This is a genomic window from Massilia phyllosphaerae (genome assembly GCF_034659755.1).
Taxonomy (GTDB): domain Bacteria; phylum Pseudomonadota; class Gammaproteobacteria; order Burkholderiales; family Burkholderiaceae_D; genus Telluria; species Telluria phyllosphaerae.
In genome coordinates this window covers 325788-344928 of the sequence record NZ_JAXSQX010000002.1, presented here as the reverse complement: position 1 = coordinate 344928, position 19141 = coordinate 325788, and the positions used below count along the sequence as shown (strand labels likewise).

At 68.0% G+C, this 19141-nt stretch carries 13 protein-coding genes and 1 riboswitch; of the genes, 10 read left to right on the top strand and 3 right to left on the bottom strand.

Annotation, left to right across the window (positions count from 1 at the left end):
- Positions 1-263 precede the first annotated feature (263 nt).
- Entirely contained in the window at positions 264-1601 is a 1338-nt protein-coding gene (locus tag U1H99_RS09705) for an MFS transporter (protein ID WP_323141528.1), read from the bottom strand.
- Positions 1602-1783: 182 nt separating this feature from the next.
- Here U1H99_RS09705 and U1H99_RS09700 point away from each other — a divergent pair, with 182 nt between their 5' ends.
- The 3 genes from U1H99_RS09700 (at position 1784) to U1H99_RS09690 (ending at position 6064) form a co-directional block, all read left to right on the top strand.
- On the top strand, positions 1784-3967 hold the full coding sequence (locus U1H99_RS09700) for a sensor histidine kinase (RefSeq protein WP_323141527.1): 2184 nt from the start codon (positions 1784-1786) through the stop codon (positions 3965-3967).
- Complete coding sequence (locus tag U1H99_RS09695; protein ID WP_323141526.1) at positions 3964-4563, top strand: response regulator transcription factor; 600 nt, start codon at positions 3964-3966, stop codon at positions 4561-4563. Before U1H99_RS09700 ends, U1H99_RS09695 begins: the two co-directional genes overlap by 4 nt.
- 67 nt (positions 4564-4630) lie before the next feature.
- Positions 4631-4736, top strand: a riboswitch (TPP riboswitch).
- 77 nt (positions 4737-4813) lie between these two features.
- Positions 4814-6064, top strand: a complete 1251-nt coding sequence (locus U1H99_RS09690; RefSeq protein WP_323141525.1) for a D-amino acid dehydrogenase — start codon at positions 4814-4816, stop codon at positions 6062-6064.
- An 18-nt stretch (positions 6065-6082) separates the two neighbouring features.
- Here the strand turns inward: U1H99_RS09690 and U1H99_RS09685 are convergent, their stop codons facing one another.
- A complete protein-coding gene (locus U1H99_RS09685; RefSeq protein ID WP_323141524.1) occupies positions 6083-6985 on the bottom strand; it encodes a LysR family transcriptional regulator in 903 nt (300 codons plus the stop codon).
- A gap of 103 nt (positions 6986-7088) precedes the next feature.
- Between U1H99_RS09685 and U1H99_RS09680 the strand changes: the two genes are divergently transcribed.
- The 5 genes from U1H99_RS09680 (at position 7089) to U1H99_RS09660 (ending at position 14326) form a co-directional block, all read left to right on the top strand.
- Positions 7089-8108, top strand: coding sequence for a zinc-dependent alcohol dehydrogenase family protein (locus tag U1H99_RS09680; protein ID WP_323141523.1), 1020 nt, complete (start codon positions 7089-7091; stop codon positions 8106-8108).
- A 90-nt stretch (positions 8109-8198) separates the two neighbouring features.
- Positions 8199-9797: an outer membrane protein assembly factor BamB family protein gene (locus U1H99_RS09675; protein ID WP_323141522.1), complete on the top strand. Its 1599-nt coding sequence runs from the start codon at positions 8199-8201 to the stop codon at positions 9795-9797.
- Positions 9798-10004: 207 nt separating this feature from the next.
- Positions 10005-11009 (top strand): extracellular catalytic domain type 1 short-chain-length polyhydroxyalkanoate depolymerase, encoded by a 1005-nt coding sequence (locus tag U1H99_RS09670; protein WP_323141521.1) that lies wholly within the window; start codon positions 10005-10007, stop codon positions 11007-11009.
- Between the two features lie 293 nt (positions 11010-11302).
- Complete coding sequence (locus U1H99_RS09665; protein WP_323141520.1) at positions 11303-12502, top strand: aminotransferase class V-fold PLP-dependent enzyme; 1200 nt, start codon at positions 11303-11305, stop codon at positions 12500-12502.
- A gap of 699 nt (positions 12503-13201) precedes the next feature.
- Positions 13202-14326, top strand: coding sequence for a sigma-54 interaction domain-containing protein (locus U1H99_RS09660; RefSeq protein WP_323141519.1), 1125 nt, complete (start codon positions 13202-13204; stop codon positions 14324-14326).
- A 25-nt stretch (positions 14327-14351) separates the two neighbouring features.
- Here the strand turns inward: U1H99_RS09660 and U1H99_RS09655 are convergent, their stop codons facing one another.
- Entirely contained in the window at positions 14352-15383 is a 1032-nt protein-coding gene (locus tag U1H99_RS09655; protein ID WP_323141518.1) for an ABC transporter substrate-binding protein, read from the bottom strand.
- Between the two features lie 252 nt (positions 15384-15635).
- Between U1H99_RS09655 and U1H99_RS09650 the strand changes: the two genes are divergently transcribed.
- Together U1H99_RS09650 and U1H99_RS09645 are read left to right on the top strand one after the other, a co-directional pair.
- Positions 15636-17831 carry a TonB-dependent receptor gene (locus tag U1H99_RS09650; RefSeq protein ID WP_323141517.1) on the top strand — a complete coding sequence of 732 codons (2196 nt, stop codon included), beginning with the start codon at positions 15636-15638 and terminating at the stop codon, positions 17829-17831.
- Positions 17832-17834: 3 nt separating this feature from the next.
- Positions 17835-19141, top strand: a 1307-nt coding sequence (locus U1H99_RS09645; RefSeq protein ID WP_323141516.1) for an amidohydrolase, incomplete at its 3' end; no start/stop codon positions are given.

Genomic DNA, 19141 nt, shown 5'->3' with positions numbered 1-19141 from the left:
CGCCCCAGGCCCTGGCGCGACGGCCGGGTGACCAGCGCCTCTGGACGATGCCAGCGAAGGAAGCTTGGTCAGGGCGATCTATCCGGCGCGGCCGAGGACCGCGGCCACTGTGCGCGCATGCGTGCGCTTTCTGGAGGAATGGCTGGGCACACGCGCGGCTCAATGACTGGACGTGCACTGCGGCGCGGTGGGCGCGCCGTGTTCCGCCGGGAGGCCGGGCGCCGGTTCATGGCGAACCGGCGTCACCTTCCGATCCGCATGGACTATGAGGACTGCGCCTCCGCATCGATGCGGGAGCGGGCACGGGTGTCGCGCATGCACCAGCAGACCACCAGCGTACAGGCGATCACCGCGGTGGCGTACCAGTAGAAGCCGCTTTCGATACCGGCCGACTTGAACCACAGCGCCAGGTACTCGGCCGTGCCGCCGAACACCGACACCGCGAACGCATACGGCACGCCGACGCCGGTGGCGCGGATGCTGGCCGGGAACAGCTCGGCCTTAACCAGTGCGTTGATCGAGGTATAGCCGGACACGATGATCCAGGCGCAGGCGATCAGGATGAACGCTTCCCCGGGACCGCCGGCGTTGCGGATGGCCGTCAGCAGCGGCACCGTGAACAGGGTGCCGAGCAGCGCGAAGCCGACCAGCAGGGGACGGCGGCCGATCCGGTCGGACAAGGCGCCGTAGAGCGGCTGCAGGCACATGGCGAACAGCAGCGATGCGGCCGAGACGGCGGTGGTCTGGGCGTCCGTCAGTCCGACCGACAGGCGCAGGAATTTCTGCATGTAGGTGGTGTAGACATAGAAGGCCAGCGTGCCGCCCATGGTCAGGCCGACCACCAGCAGCACCTCTTTCGGATGCTGGGCCAGCTGCTTCAGGCCGCCCATCGGCTTGGCCTTCTTGCGCGCGGCTTCGAAGGACTGGGTCTCCGGCATGTTGTGCCGCATGCCCAGGGCCGCCAGTGCCAGGCAGGCGCCGATAACGAAGGGAATGCGCCAGCCCCACGCGCGCAGTTGCTCGGCGTCGAGCAGGTAGCGCTGCAGCACCAGCAGCAGCAGCAGCGCCAGCAACTGGCCGCCGATCAGCGTGACGTACTGGAAGCTGCTGTAGAAGCCGCGGTGCTTCGAGTCCGCCATTTCCGACAGATAGGTGGCGCTGGCACCGTACTCGCCACCCAGGCTGAGGCCCTGCAGCAGGCGCGCCAGCAGCAGGATGCAGGGCGACAGGATGCCGGCGGTGGCATAGGTCGGCGCGCAGGCGATCAGGAGCGAACCGAAGCACATCAGCAGGACCGAGGCCATGAGTGCCTTCTTGCGGCCGTGGCGGTCGCCGATGTGGCCGAACAGGATGCCGCCGATCGGCCGCACGAAGAAGCCCAGCGCGAAGATGCCTGCCGTCGACATCATCTGCGCGGTGGGATCCTGCGCCGGGAAGAACGAGCTGGCGAAGTACAGGGCGAAGGCCGAATAGCAGTAGAAGTCGAACCACTCCACCAGGTTGCCGGCCGAGCCGACGAAGATGGCGCGCAGGCGCTTGCCGGAGATCCGCTCGGCGGCGGCGCGGCCATCGGCGGCCGGATTCGTTGTGACGGTGTTCATTGTTGTCTCCTTTGACCGGCGGGAGATCCGTATGCCATCCCGTCCAGGAACTCCACTATCCTGGTCAAGGCGCCGGCCCGCATCCGCAACTTCGGCGCGCCCTCCTCCGTAAAACTACGGAGAAGGGTTCCAAAGCGTCGGCGCAGCTGTTATTGTTGCCCGATTTAGCCCGTCGAAACGCGATGCCTACCTGGTTCAACGCACGTCACTGGCGCAAGCTCGTTGCCGCCGCGGGAGCGCTGATGCTGATCGCGGCCTGCGGGAACTGGGCCGAACGGCGCGAACTGCAATTCAAGATGGACGCCCTGCGCCAGGCCGCCGCCGCACACGTCCTCGGGTTGCGCGGCCTGGTCGAGAAACACGACTTCCTGCCGCACGCCGCCGCCCGCCATCCGGATGTGCGCGACCTGTTGCGCGCCCCGATGGACGCGGCCTTGAAGGCACGCGTCGACGGCTACTTCGCCGACCTGCAGGCGACCACCGGCGCCGCCGTGCTGTACCTGGTCGACCGGTCGGGACTGACGCTGGCCGCCAGTAACTGGAACCTGCCGTCGAGCTTCGTCGGCCAATCCTACCGCCGGCGGCCCTATGTGGAAGATGCCCTGCAGGGCCGCCGCGGCTACTTCTATGGTCTCGGCCTCACGACCGGACAGTCGGGCCTGTTCATCGCCGAGCCGGTCCGGGCGGACGGCGCCGTTCTCGGCGTGGTGGTCGTCAAGATCAGCCTGGAACCGCTGCAAGCCGCGTGGATGCGCGGCGGCGATCCTGTCGTGCTCAGGGACAGCCGCGGCATCGTGTTCCTGAGCGCCGTGCCGGCATGGCTGTTCCACGGCATCCGGCCGCTTGCCGCGAACGACGCGCGCTGGATCGCTGACCACGGCCAGTACGGCAGCCGCGCACGCTTCGATGTGCTGCCATGGCGCACCGAAGCCCATGGCCGGCCGGGCATGGACTTGCCCGGCTTCGTCCTGCACACCGACGTGCACGGGCGCCGCATGGACCTGCTGGCGCTCGACACGCCCCTGCCGGAGCTAGGCTGGACGCTCACGGTCACGACCGACATGAAGGAGGTGGTGCAGGCACGCCGCGCCGCGCTCGCGCTTACCGCGCTGGCCGTCGCGCTGCTGCTGCTCGGCGTGCTGTACTGGCGCTTGCGCGACAAGCGTTTCGCCGAACAGCGCGCGGCCCGCCTCGAGCTGGAGCGGCGGGTCGAGGAGCGCACCAGCGACCTGCAAGAAGCGCACGCGTTCCGCAAGGCGATGGAAGACTCCCTGCTCGTGGGCATGCGCGCGCGCGACCCGGAAGGCAAGATCATCTACGTCAATCCGGCACTGTGCGCCATGGTAGGGTACAGCGCGGAGGAATTGCTCGGGCGCAGCCCGCCTTATCCCTACTGGCATCCGGACGACCTGGAAAAACAGGCGCGCGAAAGCGACGAGGCCTTGCAGGGACGCGCCGCGCCGCACGGCTTCGAATCGCGTGTGCGGCACAAGGACGGCCATGATGTGATCACGATGGTGTATGCCGCCCCGCTGGTCGACGCGCAGGGCGTACACCGGGGCTGGATGAGCTCCGTGGTGGACATCACCGCCCAGAAACAGGCAGAAACCCGGCAGCGGGAACAGGAGTTGCGGCTCCAGCGCAGCGCGCGCCTCGCCAGCGTCGGCGAGATGGCGTCCACGCTGGCACATGAACTCAACCAGCCGTTGATGGCCCTGTCGAACTTCGCCGTCGCCGCCCGCGCGCTCGCAGGTACCGCGGCAGGTGGGTCGGCGGACACCACGGCCGGCACGATGCTCGCGGGCGCGCTCGACGACATCGTCGGACAGAGCAGGCGCGCCAGCGAAATCGTCAAGCGGGTGCGCGCCTTCATCAATCCGCAGCGCGCCCACTACGAGCGCCTGGGGATGGACAGCGTCGTCGCCCATGCGGCGACGCTGCTCAAGCCCGAGCTGCAACGCCACGGCGTCACCTTGCGGCTGCTGATGGAAGATGGCGGCGCGCCGGTGCGCGGCGACCGGGTACTGCTCGAGCAGGTGCTGGCCAACCTGGTCCACAACGCCCTGCAGGCGATGCAGCCGACGCAGGACCAGCCGCACCCGCCGCCCACCCAGCGCAGCATCGAGCTCGCCTGCCAGCGCGCCGAACAGGGCCTGCGCATCACCGTCGCCGACCGCGGGCCCGGCATTCCTCCGGAACAGCTGGAACAGGTGTTCGCCCCGTTCTTCACCACCAAGGCCGACGGGCTGGGCCTGGGATTGAACATTTGCCGCACCATCATCGAAGCACATGGCGGCTTCATGACCGTCGAAAATCGTGCCGGCGGCGGTGCCGCCTTTTCCTTCACGCTCCCCACCGTACCATGAAAGACATGCCACTCACGCTGTACGTCGTCGACGATGACGAAGCACTCCGCCGCTCGCTGCTTCTGCTGCTGTTTTCCCAGGGGCTGGCGGTGCAGGCCTTCGATTCCGGGGAGGCCTTCCTGGATGCCGTCGACATGCGCCAGCCGGGCTGCGTGATCCTCGACCTGCGCATGAAAGGGATGAGCGGGCTGGCGGTCTTCGAACGCCTGCTCGCGGAACACAGTCCGCTGGTGACGCTGTTCCTGTCGGCGCATGGCGACATTCCGACCGCGCTGGAAGCGGTCCGGCGCGGCGCCTACGACTGGGTCGAAAAACCGGACACCCAGCATTTGCTCGACAAGCTCCCGGCCGCTATCGCCCTGGCCCGCGTCCGTGTCCAGGCGCTGCGGCTGTGGGCCGAGCTGACGCCGCGCGAGCGCGAGGTCGCGCGCTTGGTGGGGCTGGGTCAGCCGAACAAGGAAATCGCCCGCGTCCTGGTCCCGCCCTGCGGCCCGCGCTCGGTCGAAACCCACCGCGCCAACATCTTCAGCAAACTGCAGTGCGCCAACGACAATGAGCTGGGACGCTGGCTGGCGGCCCACCCATGGCTGGACTAGGCGGCTAGCGGCGTTTGCCAGCCGCCCGGAACCTGCGTACACTGCTGCCGTCACCTCGCAAGAGATGACACAACGCTAGGGGTCCTGCGTCGTCGCCAGCGACGCGCGGGTGAGACATACCCTTTGAACCTGATCTGGATAATGCCAGCGAAGGGAAGCCCGGACAGACTGCGCGCGCGCCGCCCCGCATCCGTTTTCCTTCTCTCCGCCGGATTGCCAGTCCTTATCGTGACCCGGGGAGTGAGCAACCTTGAACATCATCGTGTTGGGCGCCGGCGCGGTCGGCACCGCGTCGGCCTGGTACCTGCGCCAGGCCGGCCATGGCGTGACCGTCCTCGAACGCCAGAGCGGACCGGCGCAGGAGACCAGCTTTGCCAACGGCTGCCAGATCTCGGTGTCGCATGCCGAGCCGTGGGCGAATCCTGCCAGCCTGCTCAAGGTGCTGCGCTCGCTCGGGCGCGACGATGCGCCGCTGCTGTTCCGCCTGCGCGCCGATCCGCTGCAATGGCGCTGGTGCCTGCGCTTCATCAGCGAGTGCCGGCCGGGGCGCGTCGCCGCCAACCTGCGGCGGATCGTCGCGCTGGCCGACTACAGCCGTCGCAGTCTGCAGGCCCTGCGTGCCGACACCGGCATCGAATACGATCACCTGGAACGCGGCATCCTGCATTTCTATACCGACGAGCGGGAGTTCGACAAAGCGTGCGCCGCGGCGGCGGCGATGCGCGCACTGGGCTGCCCGCGCATGACGATCGACGCCGACGAGGTCGTGCGCATCGAGCCGGCCCTGCGCGCGGCACGCCCGCGGCTGGTGGGCGGCGACTTCACGGCCAGCGACGAATCGGGCGACGTCTACCGGTTCACGACCCGGCTTGCCGCCCGCAGCACGGCTGCCGGCGTCCATTTTGCCTACAACATAACGGCGACCCGCCTGCTGGCCGAGGCAGGAACAATCACCGGCGTCGAAGTCATCGACGGCGCCGGTCGGCACCAGGTGCTGCGTGCCGACGCTGTCGTCGTCGCGCTCGGCAGTTTCTCCCCTGCCCTGCTGGCACCGCTCGGCATCCGCCTGATGATCTATCCGGGCAAAGGCTACTCCGCGACCTACCCGATCGCCGATGCCGCCGCGGCACCGACGGTGTCGCTCACCGACGACGGCCACAAGCTGGTCATGTCGCGGCTCGGATCGCGCCTGCGCGTGGCCGGCACCTGCGAGTTGAACGGTTATTCGCGCGAACTCAACATGGTGCGCTGCGAAGCGATCACGCGCCGCGTGCGCGCCCTGTTCCCCGACGCCTGCGACTACGACCAGGTGCGTTACTGGGCCGGCCTGCGGCCGCTGACGCCGTCGAACGTGCCCTACGTCGGCAGGACGTGCCATGCCAACCTGTACCTGAATACCGGCCACGGCACGCTGGGCTGGACCATGGCCTGCGGCTCGGGCCGGGCGCTGGCCGATATCGTCAGCGGTCGCGAGCCGGAGGTCGCGTTCCCGTTTTCCTGATGCGGCGATACGGGATGATCATCGATCCGCGTAGCTGGACTTGAGGACGTCGACGAATGCGCGCAGCGCCGCCGGCATGTGTGTCCGGTTCGGGTAATAGAGGTAGAAGCCGGCGAATGGCGGGCACCAGGGTTCCAGCACGCGCACCAGTTCCCCACGCGCCAGGTAGGGCGCCACCAGGCCGTCGAGGAGATACGCCAGGCCGGCGCCGCGCAGCGCGGCATCCAGCAGCAGATTGGTGTCGTTGGCGGTGAACACGCTATCGACGGCGACCTCGCTGGCCCCCGCCGGCCCCGAGAAACGCCAGCGCTGCAGCGTCCCGCTCTCGCGCCAGCGGTAGGTCAGGCAGGCGTGTTCGCGCAGTTGCAGCGGCGCTTGCGGCGCCGGATGCCGGGCAAGATAGGCAGGGGCGCCCACCACCGCCATGCGCAGGTCGGGCGTGAGCCGGATCGCCACCATATCCTGCTGCACCAGTTCGCCGGAGCGGATGCCGGCGTCGAAGCCGCCGGCGACGACGTCGGTGATGCTGTCGTCCACCACCAGATCGACCCGCACGCCCGGGTAAGCCGCCAAAAAGTCGGCCAGGATCGGCCCGACGACCCATTGCGCGGCGATGCGCGGCAGGTTCACGCGCACGGTACCGCGCGGCGTGTCCTGGTGCGCGCCGACCTCGCGCACGGCCGCGTCCATCTCGCCCAGCACCGGTTGCAGGCGCGCGAACAGCTGTTGCCCGGCTTCGGTCGGGGCGACGCTGCGCGTGGTCCGGTTGAGCAGGCGCGCGCCGAGCCGCGTCTCCAGCGCGCGGATCGTGTGGCTCAAGGCCGACGGCGACAGCCCCAGGCGCTGCGCCGCGCGCCGGAAGCTGCGTTCGCTCGCCACCTCCATGAACGCCGCCAATTCGGCGTATTCCGTCCCTGTCATATTGATGCGCCACATTCAACAACCAATGCCGATTATAGGGTATTCACCCGCATAGTTGGCGCTGTCACACTCATCCCTCTCGTTGACAGTAAAGGAAAACATCATGACAAATACCATGCGGCGCTGGGAAATCGACGCCATCGGACGCGACCGGCTGGCATTGCGCGAGACGCCGATCCCGGTTCCGGGCGCGCACCAGGTGCTCGTGAAAGTGGCGGCGGTGGCCCTCAACCACCGCGACAAGATGGTCGTCGAGACCGGGCGCGGCCTGCCGCTGGCGTTTCCGTTCACACCCGGCTCCGACCTGTGCGGGGAAGTGGTCGCATCCGGTCCGGGCGCCGGCCGCTTCGAGACCGGCACACGCGTGATCTCGACCTTCATGCCCGACTGGATCGACGGACTGCGTCCCGGCGATGCGCGCACGCCGGCCTACCGCACCCTCGGCGGCTACTATCCCGGCGTGCTGGCCGAATACGTGGCGCTGCCGGAAGCGTGGCTGGTGCATGCCCCGGCCACGCTGACAGATGCCGAAGCCTGCACCCTGCCCTGCGCCGGCGTCACGGCCTGGTTTGCGCTGGCCGAGCGCGCCCGCGTGCGTGCCGGCGACACCGTGCTGATTCCGAGCACCGGCGGCGTGGCGCTGTTCGGTCTGCAGATCGCCAAGGCGCACGGGGCCACGGTGATCGTCTGCGGCCGCGCGGACAACGAGGCGCGCACGCGTGCGCTGGGCGCCGACCACTATATCGACAGGGAACGCGGAGACTGGCTCGAGGCCGTGTACGCGCTGACCGCGGACCGCGGCGCCGATATCGTCCTCGAAGTCGTGGGCGGCGCCCACCTCGGCACATCTGTGCAAGCGGCGGCGGTCGGCGGCCGTATCTGCCAGATCGGGGCACTCGACGGCTTCGACCTCGGCGCGCCGGCCATGCCGCTGATGCTGAAGGATGTGACGATCCACGGCATCGGCACCGGCAGCCGGCTGGCGCTGGAGAACCTGGTGCGCGCGGTCGACCGCAACCGGATCAAGCCCGTAATCGGGTCTAGCCACCCGCTGGCCGACCTGCCGGCCGCCTTCGAACAGCTGGACCGCGGCGCGTTCGGCAAGATCGTCATCGAGACGTAAAACGGAACACTCATTCCCACCAGCTGAACAGTCCCCGCCGGCGCGGCTTGCTACACTGGAGATGTCAATTCGACCATCTCGAGGATTCCCATGCGACCCTTCACCTTGTTTCTGGGTACGACCGCGCTCGCTGTCGCCATGCCCGTGCTGCATGCCGCGCCGGTCGCCGACTGGCCGAGCTATAACCGGACCGTCGCCTCCGAACGCTTTTCGCCGCTCGACGCCATCAAGCCGGCGAATGCCGGCGCCATGAAGGTCGTGTGCACCTACGATACCGGCGAGTCGACCGGCTTCCAGTCCGGGCTGGTGCAGGTCGACGGCGCCCTGTTCGCCACCACCGAACACGACACCTTTTCCATCGATCCGGATACGTGCAAGCTGAACTGGCGCATGCACGAGGATTTCAAGAACAGCTACCTGGGCGCGCAGCGCGGCGTCGCCATCGACAACGGCCGCGTGTTCCGCGGCGCCTCGAACGGCAACGTGTACGCGTACGACGAAAAGACCGGTGCGCGCCTGTGGCATACGCAGATCGCCGACCAGGACAAAGGCGAAACCGTACCGGCCGCGCCGATCGTCTGGAACGGCCTGGTCTTCATCGGCAATGCCGGCGGCGACAACCGCGGCGTCAAGGGACGCATGTACGCGCTCGACGCCGCGACCGGCAAGATCGTCTGGGAATACTACCTGGTGCCGAAATCGTCCGCCGACCCGACCCGCGGTCCGCAGGGCAGCGGCACGCCCCCGGCCGCGACCTGGAACAATTCCCCCGGCGTGGAAATCACCGGCGGCGCCACCTGGACCTCGTATTCGCTCGATCCGGCGAGCGGCGAGCTGTACGTCCCGGGCGGCAATCCGGCGCCCGACTTCGCCAAGCACCTGCGCAAGGGCGAGAACCTGTACGCTGGCTCGGTCGTCGTGCTCGATGCCAAGACCGGCGCCTACAAGCGCCACTTCCCGATCGTGCCGGAAGACTTCCACGACTACGACGTATCGTCGGCGCCGGCGCTGTTCACCGCCCGCAACGGCACCGACATCATGGCCTTGAGCCCGAAGGACGGCTTCCTCTACGCCTTCGAGCGCAAGAGCGGCAAGCGCCTGTACCGGCTGCCGATGACGACCCAGTTCAACACGGACGCCCCCCTGTCGCCCAAGGGCACGCGCTTCTGTCCCGGCACCCAGGGCGGCTCCGAATGGAACGGACCGGCCTACGACATGGCCCACGACGCCGTGCTCAGCGGCCAGGTCGACTGGTGCACGACCGTGCGCGTCGACGGCGACGACAAGATCGCCTCGGTGTCGAAGGGCCAGGCCTGGTCCGGTTCATCGAAGGACGGCTTCGGCAAGAACGACCCGAAAGCCAGGTGGGGCGGCTGGCTGACCTCGGTCGACGCCATCACCGGCAAGCAGCGCTGGCGCTTCAAGGCGCCGAATCCGATCATCGGCGCGGTGACGCCGACCGCGGGCGGCGTGGCCTTCTTCGGCGACATGGGCGGCAACTTCTATGTCATCGACAGCGGCAGCGGCAAGGTGCTGTGGAAGCGCGCGCTCGGCGGCGCCGTCAGCGGCGGCGTGATCACCTACGACACCGGCGCCGGACAAAAGGTGGCGGTCAGCACCGGCCTGCAATCGAAGATCTGGCCGACGCCGAAGGCGACCGCGCAGATCCAGGTGCTGGCGGCGCAGTAGCCGGGTCTTGCGGCAGCGCCCGCACCCACGCCTGACGATCGCGGCGTGGCGCGGCGCCCGTACAGGCCATAAGTGGTGCTCTATTGCCTCGCGGCACGTCGTGGCGGCATCATGTCCTACACGACGACGGCTCAGCATTGCCTATGCTGCAGCGCAGCATCGTGTAACACTGGCACATTGTCAGGCTCAGCGCCTGAAGGGAGCCAGATGATGTTACATACGATGCTGGACGCATGGTCGTCCTTTGCCCTCTCCCCGTTGGTCCCGTCCCGCCCGCGTGACGGCGGCGCATTCACCGCCGAGCGTTACCACGGCCACGCTCGAACCTTGCGCTACAAGCTGTTCGTCCCGAGCGGGCATGGCGGCGGCCCGCTGCCGCTGGTCGTCATGCTCCACGGCGGCGGCCAGGACGCTGACGATTTCGCCCTCGGCACCGGCATGAACGAGCTTGCGCAGGAAGCCGGCTGCCTAGTCGCCTACCCCGAACAATCGGCGGACGCCAACTGGAGCCGCTGCTGGAACTGGTTCGACGACGCCCACCACCGGCGCGGCCAGGGCGAACCCGCGCTCATCGCCGGCGTCGTGCGCAAGGTCATGGCCGAGCACGCGATCGACCGGACGCGCGTGTACGTCGCCGGCCTGTCCGCGGGCGGCGCGATGGCGGTCATCCTCGGCCGGACCTATCCCGATTTGTTCGCCGCCGTCGGCTGCCATTCCGGCCTGGCGCACGGCAGCGCCACCGACCAATATGGCGCGATGCTGGCCATGCGCGACGGCGCCACCGCCCCGGCCCCGCTGCACCGCGATACACCGGCTGGGATGCCGACGATCGTCTTCCACGGTGACCAGGACGGCACCGTGCATCCAAATAACAGCGCCGGCGTGATCCAGCAGACCATCGACGCCTACATGGCACAAACGGCGCGCGGACGGCTTGCGCTGTCGCTGTCGCAAGAGCGCGGGGAAGCGGCCGGCCGCGGCTACACCCGCCACGTCCACCAGGGCCCCGCGGGGCACATCCTGGCCGAACACTGGGCGGTCGACGGCGTCGGCCACGCCTGGTGCGGCGGCAACCGGCGCGGCAGCTATACCGATGCGGGCGGTCCGGACGCCAGTCGTGAGATGCTGCGTTTCTTCCTGCGCCACCAGTGCGCGGGATCGCACGGCGACTTCGATCCGGCCGAATCCTTCGTCGTCGCGCAGCCGGGTTGAGGGAAGGCGAACGGAGGCTTCGATCACGGCCGTCGTCCTTTAGTGGCTGGTGGCTAATGTTCTGTGTGGCGCCGGCGGGCGTCGGTTAGTTGCATTCCTCATGGTAGGGCGAACCTCCTGGGGCGCGTCCGCGATCAGGCGCCATCACGCGCATCAGGGGCGGGTTCGCGCCGCCACTGGCCTCGGCCCGGACCCGGACTTGTGAAAAACCGCATAAGGATGTGCACATTCGGTCGTTCATTTTTGTAAGGGACGCGGTTAAGGTGGGTTTTCCTCCATCCACCAGGACCGTCATGACCGAAGCCCTCACGCCCAGCCGCGCCGCGGCTCCCTGTCGCAGCGCAGCCGACCTCCCCGCGCCGCCGGCGCTTCCCATCTACCTGGACTATGCGGCCACCACGCCGGTCGATCCGCGCGTCGCCCAGAAGATGCTGGTCTATATGACTGAAAAATTCGGCAACCCGGCCAGCACTTCCCACGCTTTCGGCCAGGATGCCGCCTTCGCGGTGGAACGCGCCCGCACCCAGGTCGCTGCCCTGATCGGCGCACGCGCCGGCGACATCGTCTGGACCTCCGGTGCGACCGAATCGAACAATCTCGCCATCAAGGGTGCGGCGCACGCCAACCGCGCCAAAGGCCGCCACCTGGTCACGGTAGCGACCGAACACAAGGCGGTGCTCGACACCATGCGCCGTCTGGAGGGCGAAGGCTACGAAGTGACCTACCTGCAGCCGCAGGCCAGCGGCCTGGTCGACCCGGCCGCCTTCGAGGCGGCGCTGCGGCCGGATACCATCCTGGCCTCGGTCATGCTGGTCAACAACGAGATCGGCGTCATCCAGCCGGTGACGGCACTCGGGCGCATCTGCCGCGCGCGCGGCATCCTGCTGCACGCCGACGCGGCGCAGGCGGCCGGCAAGATGCCGGTCGACGTCGAGCAGTTGCAGGTCGACTTGCTGTCGATGAGCGCCCACAAGCTGTACGGCCCCAAGGGCATCGGCGCGCTGTACGTGCGCAATGACCCGCAGGTCCGGCTGGAGGCACAGATGGACGGCGGTGGGCACGAAAAGGGCCTGCGCTCCGGCACGCTGCCGAGCCACCAGATCGTCGGCATGGGCGAGGCCTGCGAACTCGCGCGCCTGGAACTGGCCGGCGAAGCAGCGCGCATCGCGGCCTTGCAGGAACGCTTGCGCAGCGGCCTGGCCGCCCTGCCCGGCGTGCGCTTCAACGGCGACATGACGCAGCGCATTCCCCACAACGTCAACGTCAGCTTCACCGGCCCCGGCGCCGGCGCGCTGGCGGACAAGCTGCCCGGCATCGCGGTGTCCGCCGGCTCCGCCTGCAATTCGGCCAGCGCCGCGCCCTCGTACGTGCTGCGCGCGATCGGCCTGAGCGATGCGCAGGCGCGCAATGCGATGCGTATTTCGCTGGGCCGCTATACCGGCGCCGCCGACGTCGATTACCTGCTGCGGCAATTGCGGCTGGCGCTGCGCTAGGATAAATGGCAGGCGCTGTACTCTGTCGCGGGCAGACGCGTCTGCATGGGAAAGGAGCGTGCAGTTGCCTACATCGTCCGTCGACTTGCAAACTCGCGCACGCACGAAACGAATGCAGTTGTCGGCATGCGGGTTCATCATGCAGTTCAGTCGATTGCGGGCAGGGCATGCAGGACGGGCAGTTACACGCTTCAGATCCCAGGTCGTATTCGAGATCGACATGTGGTCGATCGTAACGCGCCCGGCGGCGACGGGATCGCCATGTGCTGGCGCTGGCGCCAAGTTGTCTTGCGTGCTCGTGTCATTTGTAAAGCCTCAGATCACCACTCAGGGCGCTCTCGGTGTCCATCCCGGCGAACTCGGCATAGAGGGCGGAGGACGTTGCGCGGGTCGTCATGAAGAACTTCGTAATCCCCACCACGGAGGCCGTCGTGCCGATTGTGGTGCCCACGCAGCGCAAAAGCGGCACATGAAGCACCCTGATATTGCGGTAAAGCTTGTATGTGGCCGACCCACCGGTTGCCTGGTATGGGCTCGTGGATGGGTACGCATTTGGGGAACCATTTGGTTCAGGCTTTCCGGGGTTGTAGAGCAACGCCCACTCCTCACCGCATGGTTCGACACCATTCACCAAAGACTGACATTGATTATGAGAAATCGGTCGTTCGCGTCGTTTGCGTCGGCTGCTAGACTTAAACAATGAGCAATCCCGTTCTCACCTTACCCGACGTTCCCGGGCACGCCATTTCGATCCGCGCCAAGGCGCTGACCTTCGAAGATCCTGCTTCGCGCCTGTTGCTCGACCGCGTGCGGCTGGTGGCGCCGAGCGATGCCACCGCGCTCATCGTCGGCGAGAGCGGCACCGGCAAGGAATTGATTGCACGCTTGCTGCACACGCTCAGCGCCCGGGTCGAACAGCCGTTCGTCGCGGTGAACTGCGGCGCGCTGTCGGAGACCCTGATCGAAAGCGAGCTGTTCGGCCACGAAAAAGGCGCGTTCACCGGCGCGATGACGAGCAAACCGGGCTGGTTCGAAGCGGCCCATGGCGGCACGCTGTTCCTCGACGAAGTCGGCGACCTGCCGCCCTCGGTGCAGGTCAAGCTGCTGCGCGTGCTGCAGGAGCGCGAGGTGGTACGCGTAGGCTCGCGCCAACCACGCAAGGTCGACCTGCGCCTGGTTGCCGCTACCAACGTCAATCTTGAAGCGGCGGTGCAGGCCGGGCGCTTTCGCGAAGACCTGTATTACCGGCTCAACGTCGCCAGGCTGACCCTGGCGCCACTGCGCGAGCGTCCCGGCGATATCATGCCGCTGGCGCACCACTTCCTCGACCAGTACGCGAAACGCCTGCGCATCGCGCCGCCCGAACTGTCGGCGCAGGCGCGCCAGCGCATGCTGGCCCATGCCTGGCCCGGGAATATCCGCGAACTTGAAAACGTGATCCATTACGCGATGCTGGTGTGCCGCGACAGCCGGGTCGAGGCGGCCGACCTGCAGTTCCCCGCACTGGCCATGAAGCGGGGCGATACCGACACGCCGGCCGCGCCCGCTGCGCCGGTGCCGCTGCCGCCGGGCGCGTCAGCCTTGAACAGGACGGGTCCCACTCCCTCGCTGGAACAGGCGCTCACCGCGCTGTTCCAGGAAGGCCGCCCCGGCCTGTGGGAGCACATCGAGGAAACTGTGTTCCGCAGCGCCTACGCCTATTGTGAAGGGAACCAGGTGCAGACCGCGAAGCTGCTCGACCTGAGCCGCAACATCGTCCGCGCGCGCACCGCGCAATTCGGCATCCACCAGGCGATCCAGCGCACTACCGACACCGGCGCCTGAAACAGGTACCGGCGCCACGTGCGCCTCAGCGCGAACGCGACGTCACCAGTTTGTAAGGCGTCGCATCGACCCAGCGCCACACATCGAAATCCTGAGCGATGAAGCCCCATTCGAGCAGGAAATCCTTGAACACCGCCAGTGCCTGGATCGACTGCGGATGCAGGTCGATGCCCAGGTGGCGATGCAGCTTGTCGCCGTAGGCGCGGTGCACCCATTCTTCCGGCGACGCCGTCTCCTGGCTCACGTAGTGCAAGGTTTCGGCCGGATGGCTGCGCGCCCAGTCGCCCGCCTGCGCCACCAGTTGCAGGAATCCGGCCACCAGATCGGGATGTTGGGCCAGTACGCTGCCGCTCACGGTCAGCGGCCGCGGCGTCCCATTGTTATTCCTGATCATCGGATCCGGATGGAAGCCGATGTCGATCACGGTGCGGGCACCGATCAGATGCGCCGCTTCCAGCCCCTGCGCGCCCTTGACGTAAATGGCGTCGACGTCGCCACGCAACAGCGCCACGCACTCGGCCGCATAGTCGTTCCATAGCATCGGCGCCAGGGCGCGCTCGCGCGGTGCCGGCTGTACCCCGCCACCCGACACCGGCACCTGCGCCGCCGCGATATCGACCAGTTCTACATCGCGCAGCGCCAGGCCCTCGGACAGCAGCGCATTGAACACCCCGCGCAAAGCGGTGGCACGAAAAATGTCGATCGCCTCGTAGGGACGCGACGGCAGACCGATGCGGCGTCCGCGCAGGTCGCGCACCGTCGCGATGCCGGCATCGGCGCGGGTGATGAGCAGTTGCGATTCGTCGACCCAGGACAGGCCGATCACGCGCGTGTCGGCGCCGCAGCCACGCGCCCAGATCGCCGGCACGCTGCCGCCCTGGCGCAATGAATTGCGCAGGGTGTATTCGCTGTGGGCACGCTCACCGGGACGCAGCTCGTGCAGCGACTTGATGGCCATGCCGTCTGAGGAGTGTTCGCCGCTCAGCCAGCCGAGGTGCACGGCGATGCCGAGCGGCGTGGGTACGGGTGAGCGGGCAAAGGAAATCGTGTCGGTCATGTTGTTCTCGTCGTGAGTATCCCGCTTCAATTGCAAGTTCCGGACCAGCGCATTTCAGCGGCAAGCAGCTCCTTGCCGGCGCCGCGTGGTGGCCAGGCACCAGGCCACCACCAGCGCCCTGGTGCGGCACCACCGCATCCCGCACTCTCATCCATAAGTCATTGATTAAGCGAAGTAATTTCTATGGCACGGCGATTGCATACCCATCCATAAAACCGTCGCGGACGGCATCCACAACTTGGGAGTGATCGAATGGCCTTGCAGAAAAAAACAATCGTCGTCGGCGTGGCGCTGGCATTGAACCTGATCGGTGCCGCCTGGGCCGGCACCGCCATCCCTGCCCCGGCAGACCTGGCGGCCGTTCCCGCGGCCGATGCCGCCGATGGTGCCGAGGTGCAGCAGGTCCTGGTGACGGCGACGCGCCGCGCCACCGGCATCCAGCAAACGCCGGTGGCGGTGACGGCACTCAGCGGCGACACCGTGCAGGCCGACGAACTGCGCGTCATCAACGACATCGCCCATTATGTACCCAACTTCACCGGCCAGTCGACCGAAGGCCGCGAGCGCCCGCGCTGGTTCCTGCGCGGCGTCGGCAGCAACGACCCGTCCACCACCTCGCTGTCGCCGGTCGGCTTCTACATCGACGACGTCTATATCAACAGCGTGTTCGGCCAGGGCACGCCGCTGTTCGACCTGGCGCGCGTGGAAGTGCTGCGCGGCCCGCAGGGCACGCTGTGGGGCAAGAATACGATCGGCGGCGCCATCAACATTCTGTCGAAACGGCCGGATTTCACGCCGGGCGGCTACGCCAAGCTCGGCTTCGGCAACCGCAACAGCCGCATCGTCGAAGGCGCCGGCGGCGGCGCGCTGGTGGCGGACCGGATCGCCGGTCGCATCTCGCTGTACCACGAGGAAGGCGACAGCCAAACCACCAACCGCGTCGGCGGCCGCCGCTTTGGCGGCTTCGACGACAACGCGGTGCGCGGCCAGTTGCTGTTCCAGACCGCGCCCGGCGACGAACTGCTGCTGAATGTCCACGGCCGTGATTACCACGGCGGCGGCAACCCGTGGGCGGTGGCCGGCACCGACCACCGCAGCATCGCCCTGAATGCCGACAACAGCGACGCCGTCAAGACCGCCGGCGCCAGCCTCACCGGCAACTGGCAGCTGGACGGCGGCGCCAGCCTGACCTCGATCACCGCCTACGAACACGTGGAACGCACGCTGTTCGGCGACGGCGACTATACCGCCGCCGAACTGTCGCGCTCGCGCAATACGCTGGCGAGCGGCCAGTGGTCGCAGGAGCTGCGCCTGGCGTCCTCGCCGCAGCAGCAGCTGAGCTGGATCGCCGGCCTGCACCTGTTCCGCGAAAACCTGGGCTCGACCTCGTCCGACGCCACGCTGCCGGACAGCGCCGCGACCAGGTACCAGACCAACATCTTCAGCCAGCAAACCAGCAGCGCCGCCGTGTTCGGCAGCGTCACCTGGCGACTGTCGGACAATCTCGACTTGACCGCGGGGATGCGCTGGACCCAGGATAAAAAATCGCTCGACCTGGCCGGCTACTCGGGCAGCGGCGTGGCCTTCCCCGACCTCGGCGCCTGGTGGACGCGCGGCACCACCGGATTGAAGCGCGACCTGACCCAGGACGTGTCCAACACCTGGCGCGCGCCGACCTGGGATTTGTCGCCGGTCTACCGCATCAGCCCGAGTTCGCGCGTGTATGCCCGCGTGGCGCGCGGCTTCCGCTCCGGCGGCTACGCCACCTCGGCGCTGACCGACGCCGCCTTCCACACGGTGACGCCGGAGTACCTGACCTCGTATGAGCTGGGCTACAAGAGCGAATGGCTGCAGCGCTCGGTGATCTTCAACGCCACCGCCTTCCACTACGACTACAAGGACATCCAGGTATTCGCGCTGGCGCCGGCGGCCACCGGCAGCGGCACCGTGTCCACGCTGTCGAACGCCGGCCAGGGCAAGTCGCAGGGCCTGGAACTGGAACTCAAGCTGCAACCGACCGAGCAGCTGGGCTTTTACAGCAACATCGGCCTGCTGCGCACCCGCTTCGACGAATTCGCCAATACGCCGGCCGCGGTCGGCAACGCCTTCGCGCGCTCACCGCGGCGCACCGCGAACGCCGGCGTCGATTACCGGATCCCGCTGGCCGATGGCCGCCTGAGCCTGCGAGGCGACGTCACCTACCGCAGCCGCGAGTACTTCAGCGCCACGCGCCAGACCAGCAGCCTGCTGTGGCAGGAAGGCTACTCGCTGCTCAACTTCAACGCCACTTACGTGCCGGCGAGCGACAAGTACAGCGTCACCGCCTACGTCCACAATGCGTCCGACAAGACTTACCTGAAGCTGTCGCTGATTCCGGCGTACGGCAACACGCCGCAACTGTTCGGCGACGGCCGCAGCGTCGGCCTGAGCGCCAGCGTGAAGTTCTGAGCCATGCGCCGCCTGCTATTGATCGCGGCGCTGGCCGCCGGCCACGCCCACGGTCAGGAAGCGCTCCTGTCCCGCCTCGATGCCGCCCTGCCCGCTGTGAACGACCAGATCGTCGCCTGGCGCCACGACATCCACCAGCACCCGGAACTGGGCAACCGCGAATTCCGCACGGGCGCGCTGGTGGCACGAGCGCTGCGCGACGCCGGCCTCGAGGTGCGCGCCGGGCTGGCCCACACGGCGGTGATCGGCGTGCTGCGCGGCGGCCTGCCCGGTCCCCACGTGGCGGTGCGCGCCGAACTGGACGCCTTGCCGGTCAGCGAGCCGCCCGGCCTGCCGTACGCATCGACCGCGAAGGCGGTCTACGAAGGCAAGGAAGTCGGCGTGATGCACGCCTGCGGCCATGACGCGCACATGGCGATCGTGCTGGGCGTGGTCAGGCTACTGGCACAGTCGCGCGCCAGCCTGCCCGGCACCGTGACCTTTGTCTTCCAGCCGGCCGAGGAAGGCGCGCCGAACGGCGAGGAAGGCGGCGCCGCCCTCCTCGTCAAGCAGGGCTTGCTGGAGCCGAAGCCGGATGCCTTCTTCGGCTTCCACGTCTGGCCGGGACCGTCGGGCAGCCTGTCGATCAGCCGCGAGCGCGTCACCGCCGGCAGCGACACCTTCCACGTCAAGGTGCAGGGCAAGCAATCGCATGCGGCCATGCCGTGGTACGGCGTCGACCCGGTCACGGTGGCGGCGCAGATCGCGCTGGCCTGGCAGACCATTCCCAGCCGCCAGTCGGACCTGGGACGCAATCCGGCGCCGGTGATCACGATCGGCAAGATCGCCGGCGGCGTGCGCACCAACATCCTGCCCGACAGCGTGCTGCTGGAAGGTACGCTGCGCACGCCGGCCGCGGCGCAGCGCGCCGACACCATCGCCCGCATCGAGCGTACCGCGCGCTCGATAGCCGAGGCGGCCGGCGCCAGCGCCACCGTCAGCTGGGAAGAAGGCTACCCGGCCGGCGCCAACGATGCCGCGCTGGTCGAACGTCTGCTGCCGGCGCTGCGGGAAGCGGGACCGGTGCAGGTGGAATCGAACGGCAGCTATGCGGCCGACGATTTCGCCTACTTCTCGCGCGCGGTGCCGTCTTTCTTTTTTGGCCTGGGCGTGGCGCCGCCTGGAGCCGCCGCACCCAACCATTCGCCGCAATTCAAGGTCGACGACGCCGCGTTGGCGGTCGGCGCACGCGCCCTGCTGCACGTGCTGGTCAGCCACCAGTTCGTCGGCGCCGCTGGTGCCGCAGCACCACCTGCCCGCCAGGCTGGTGC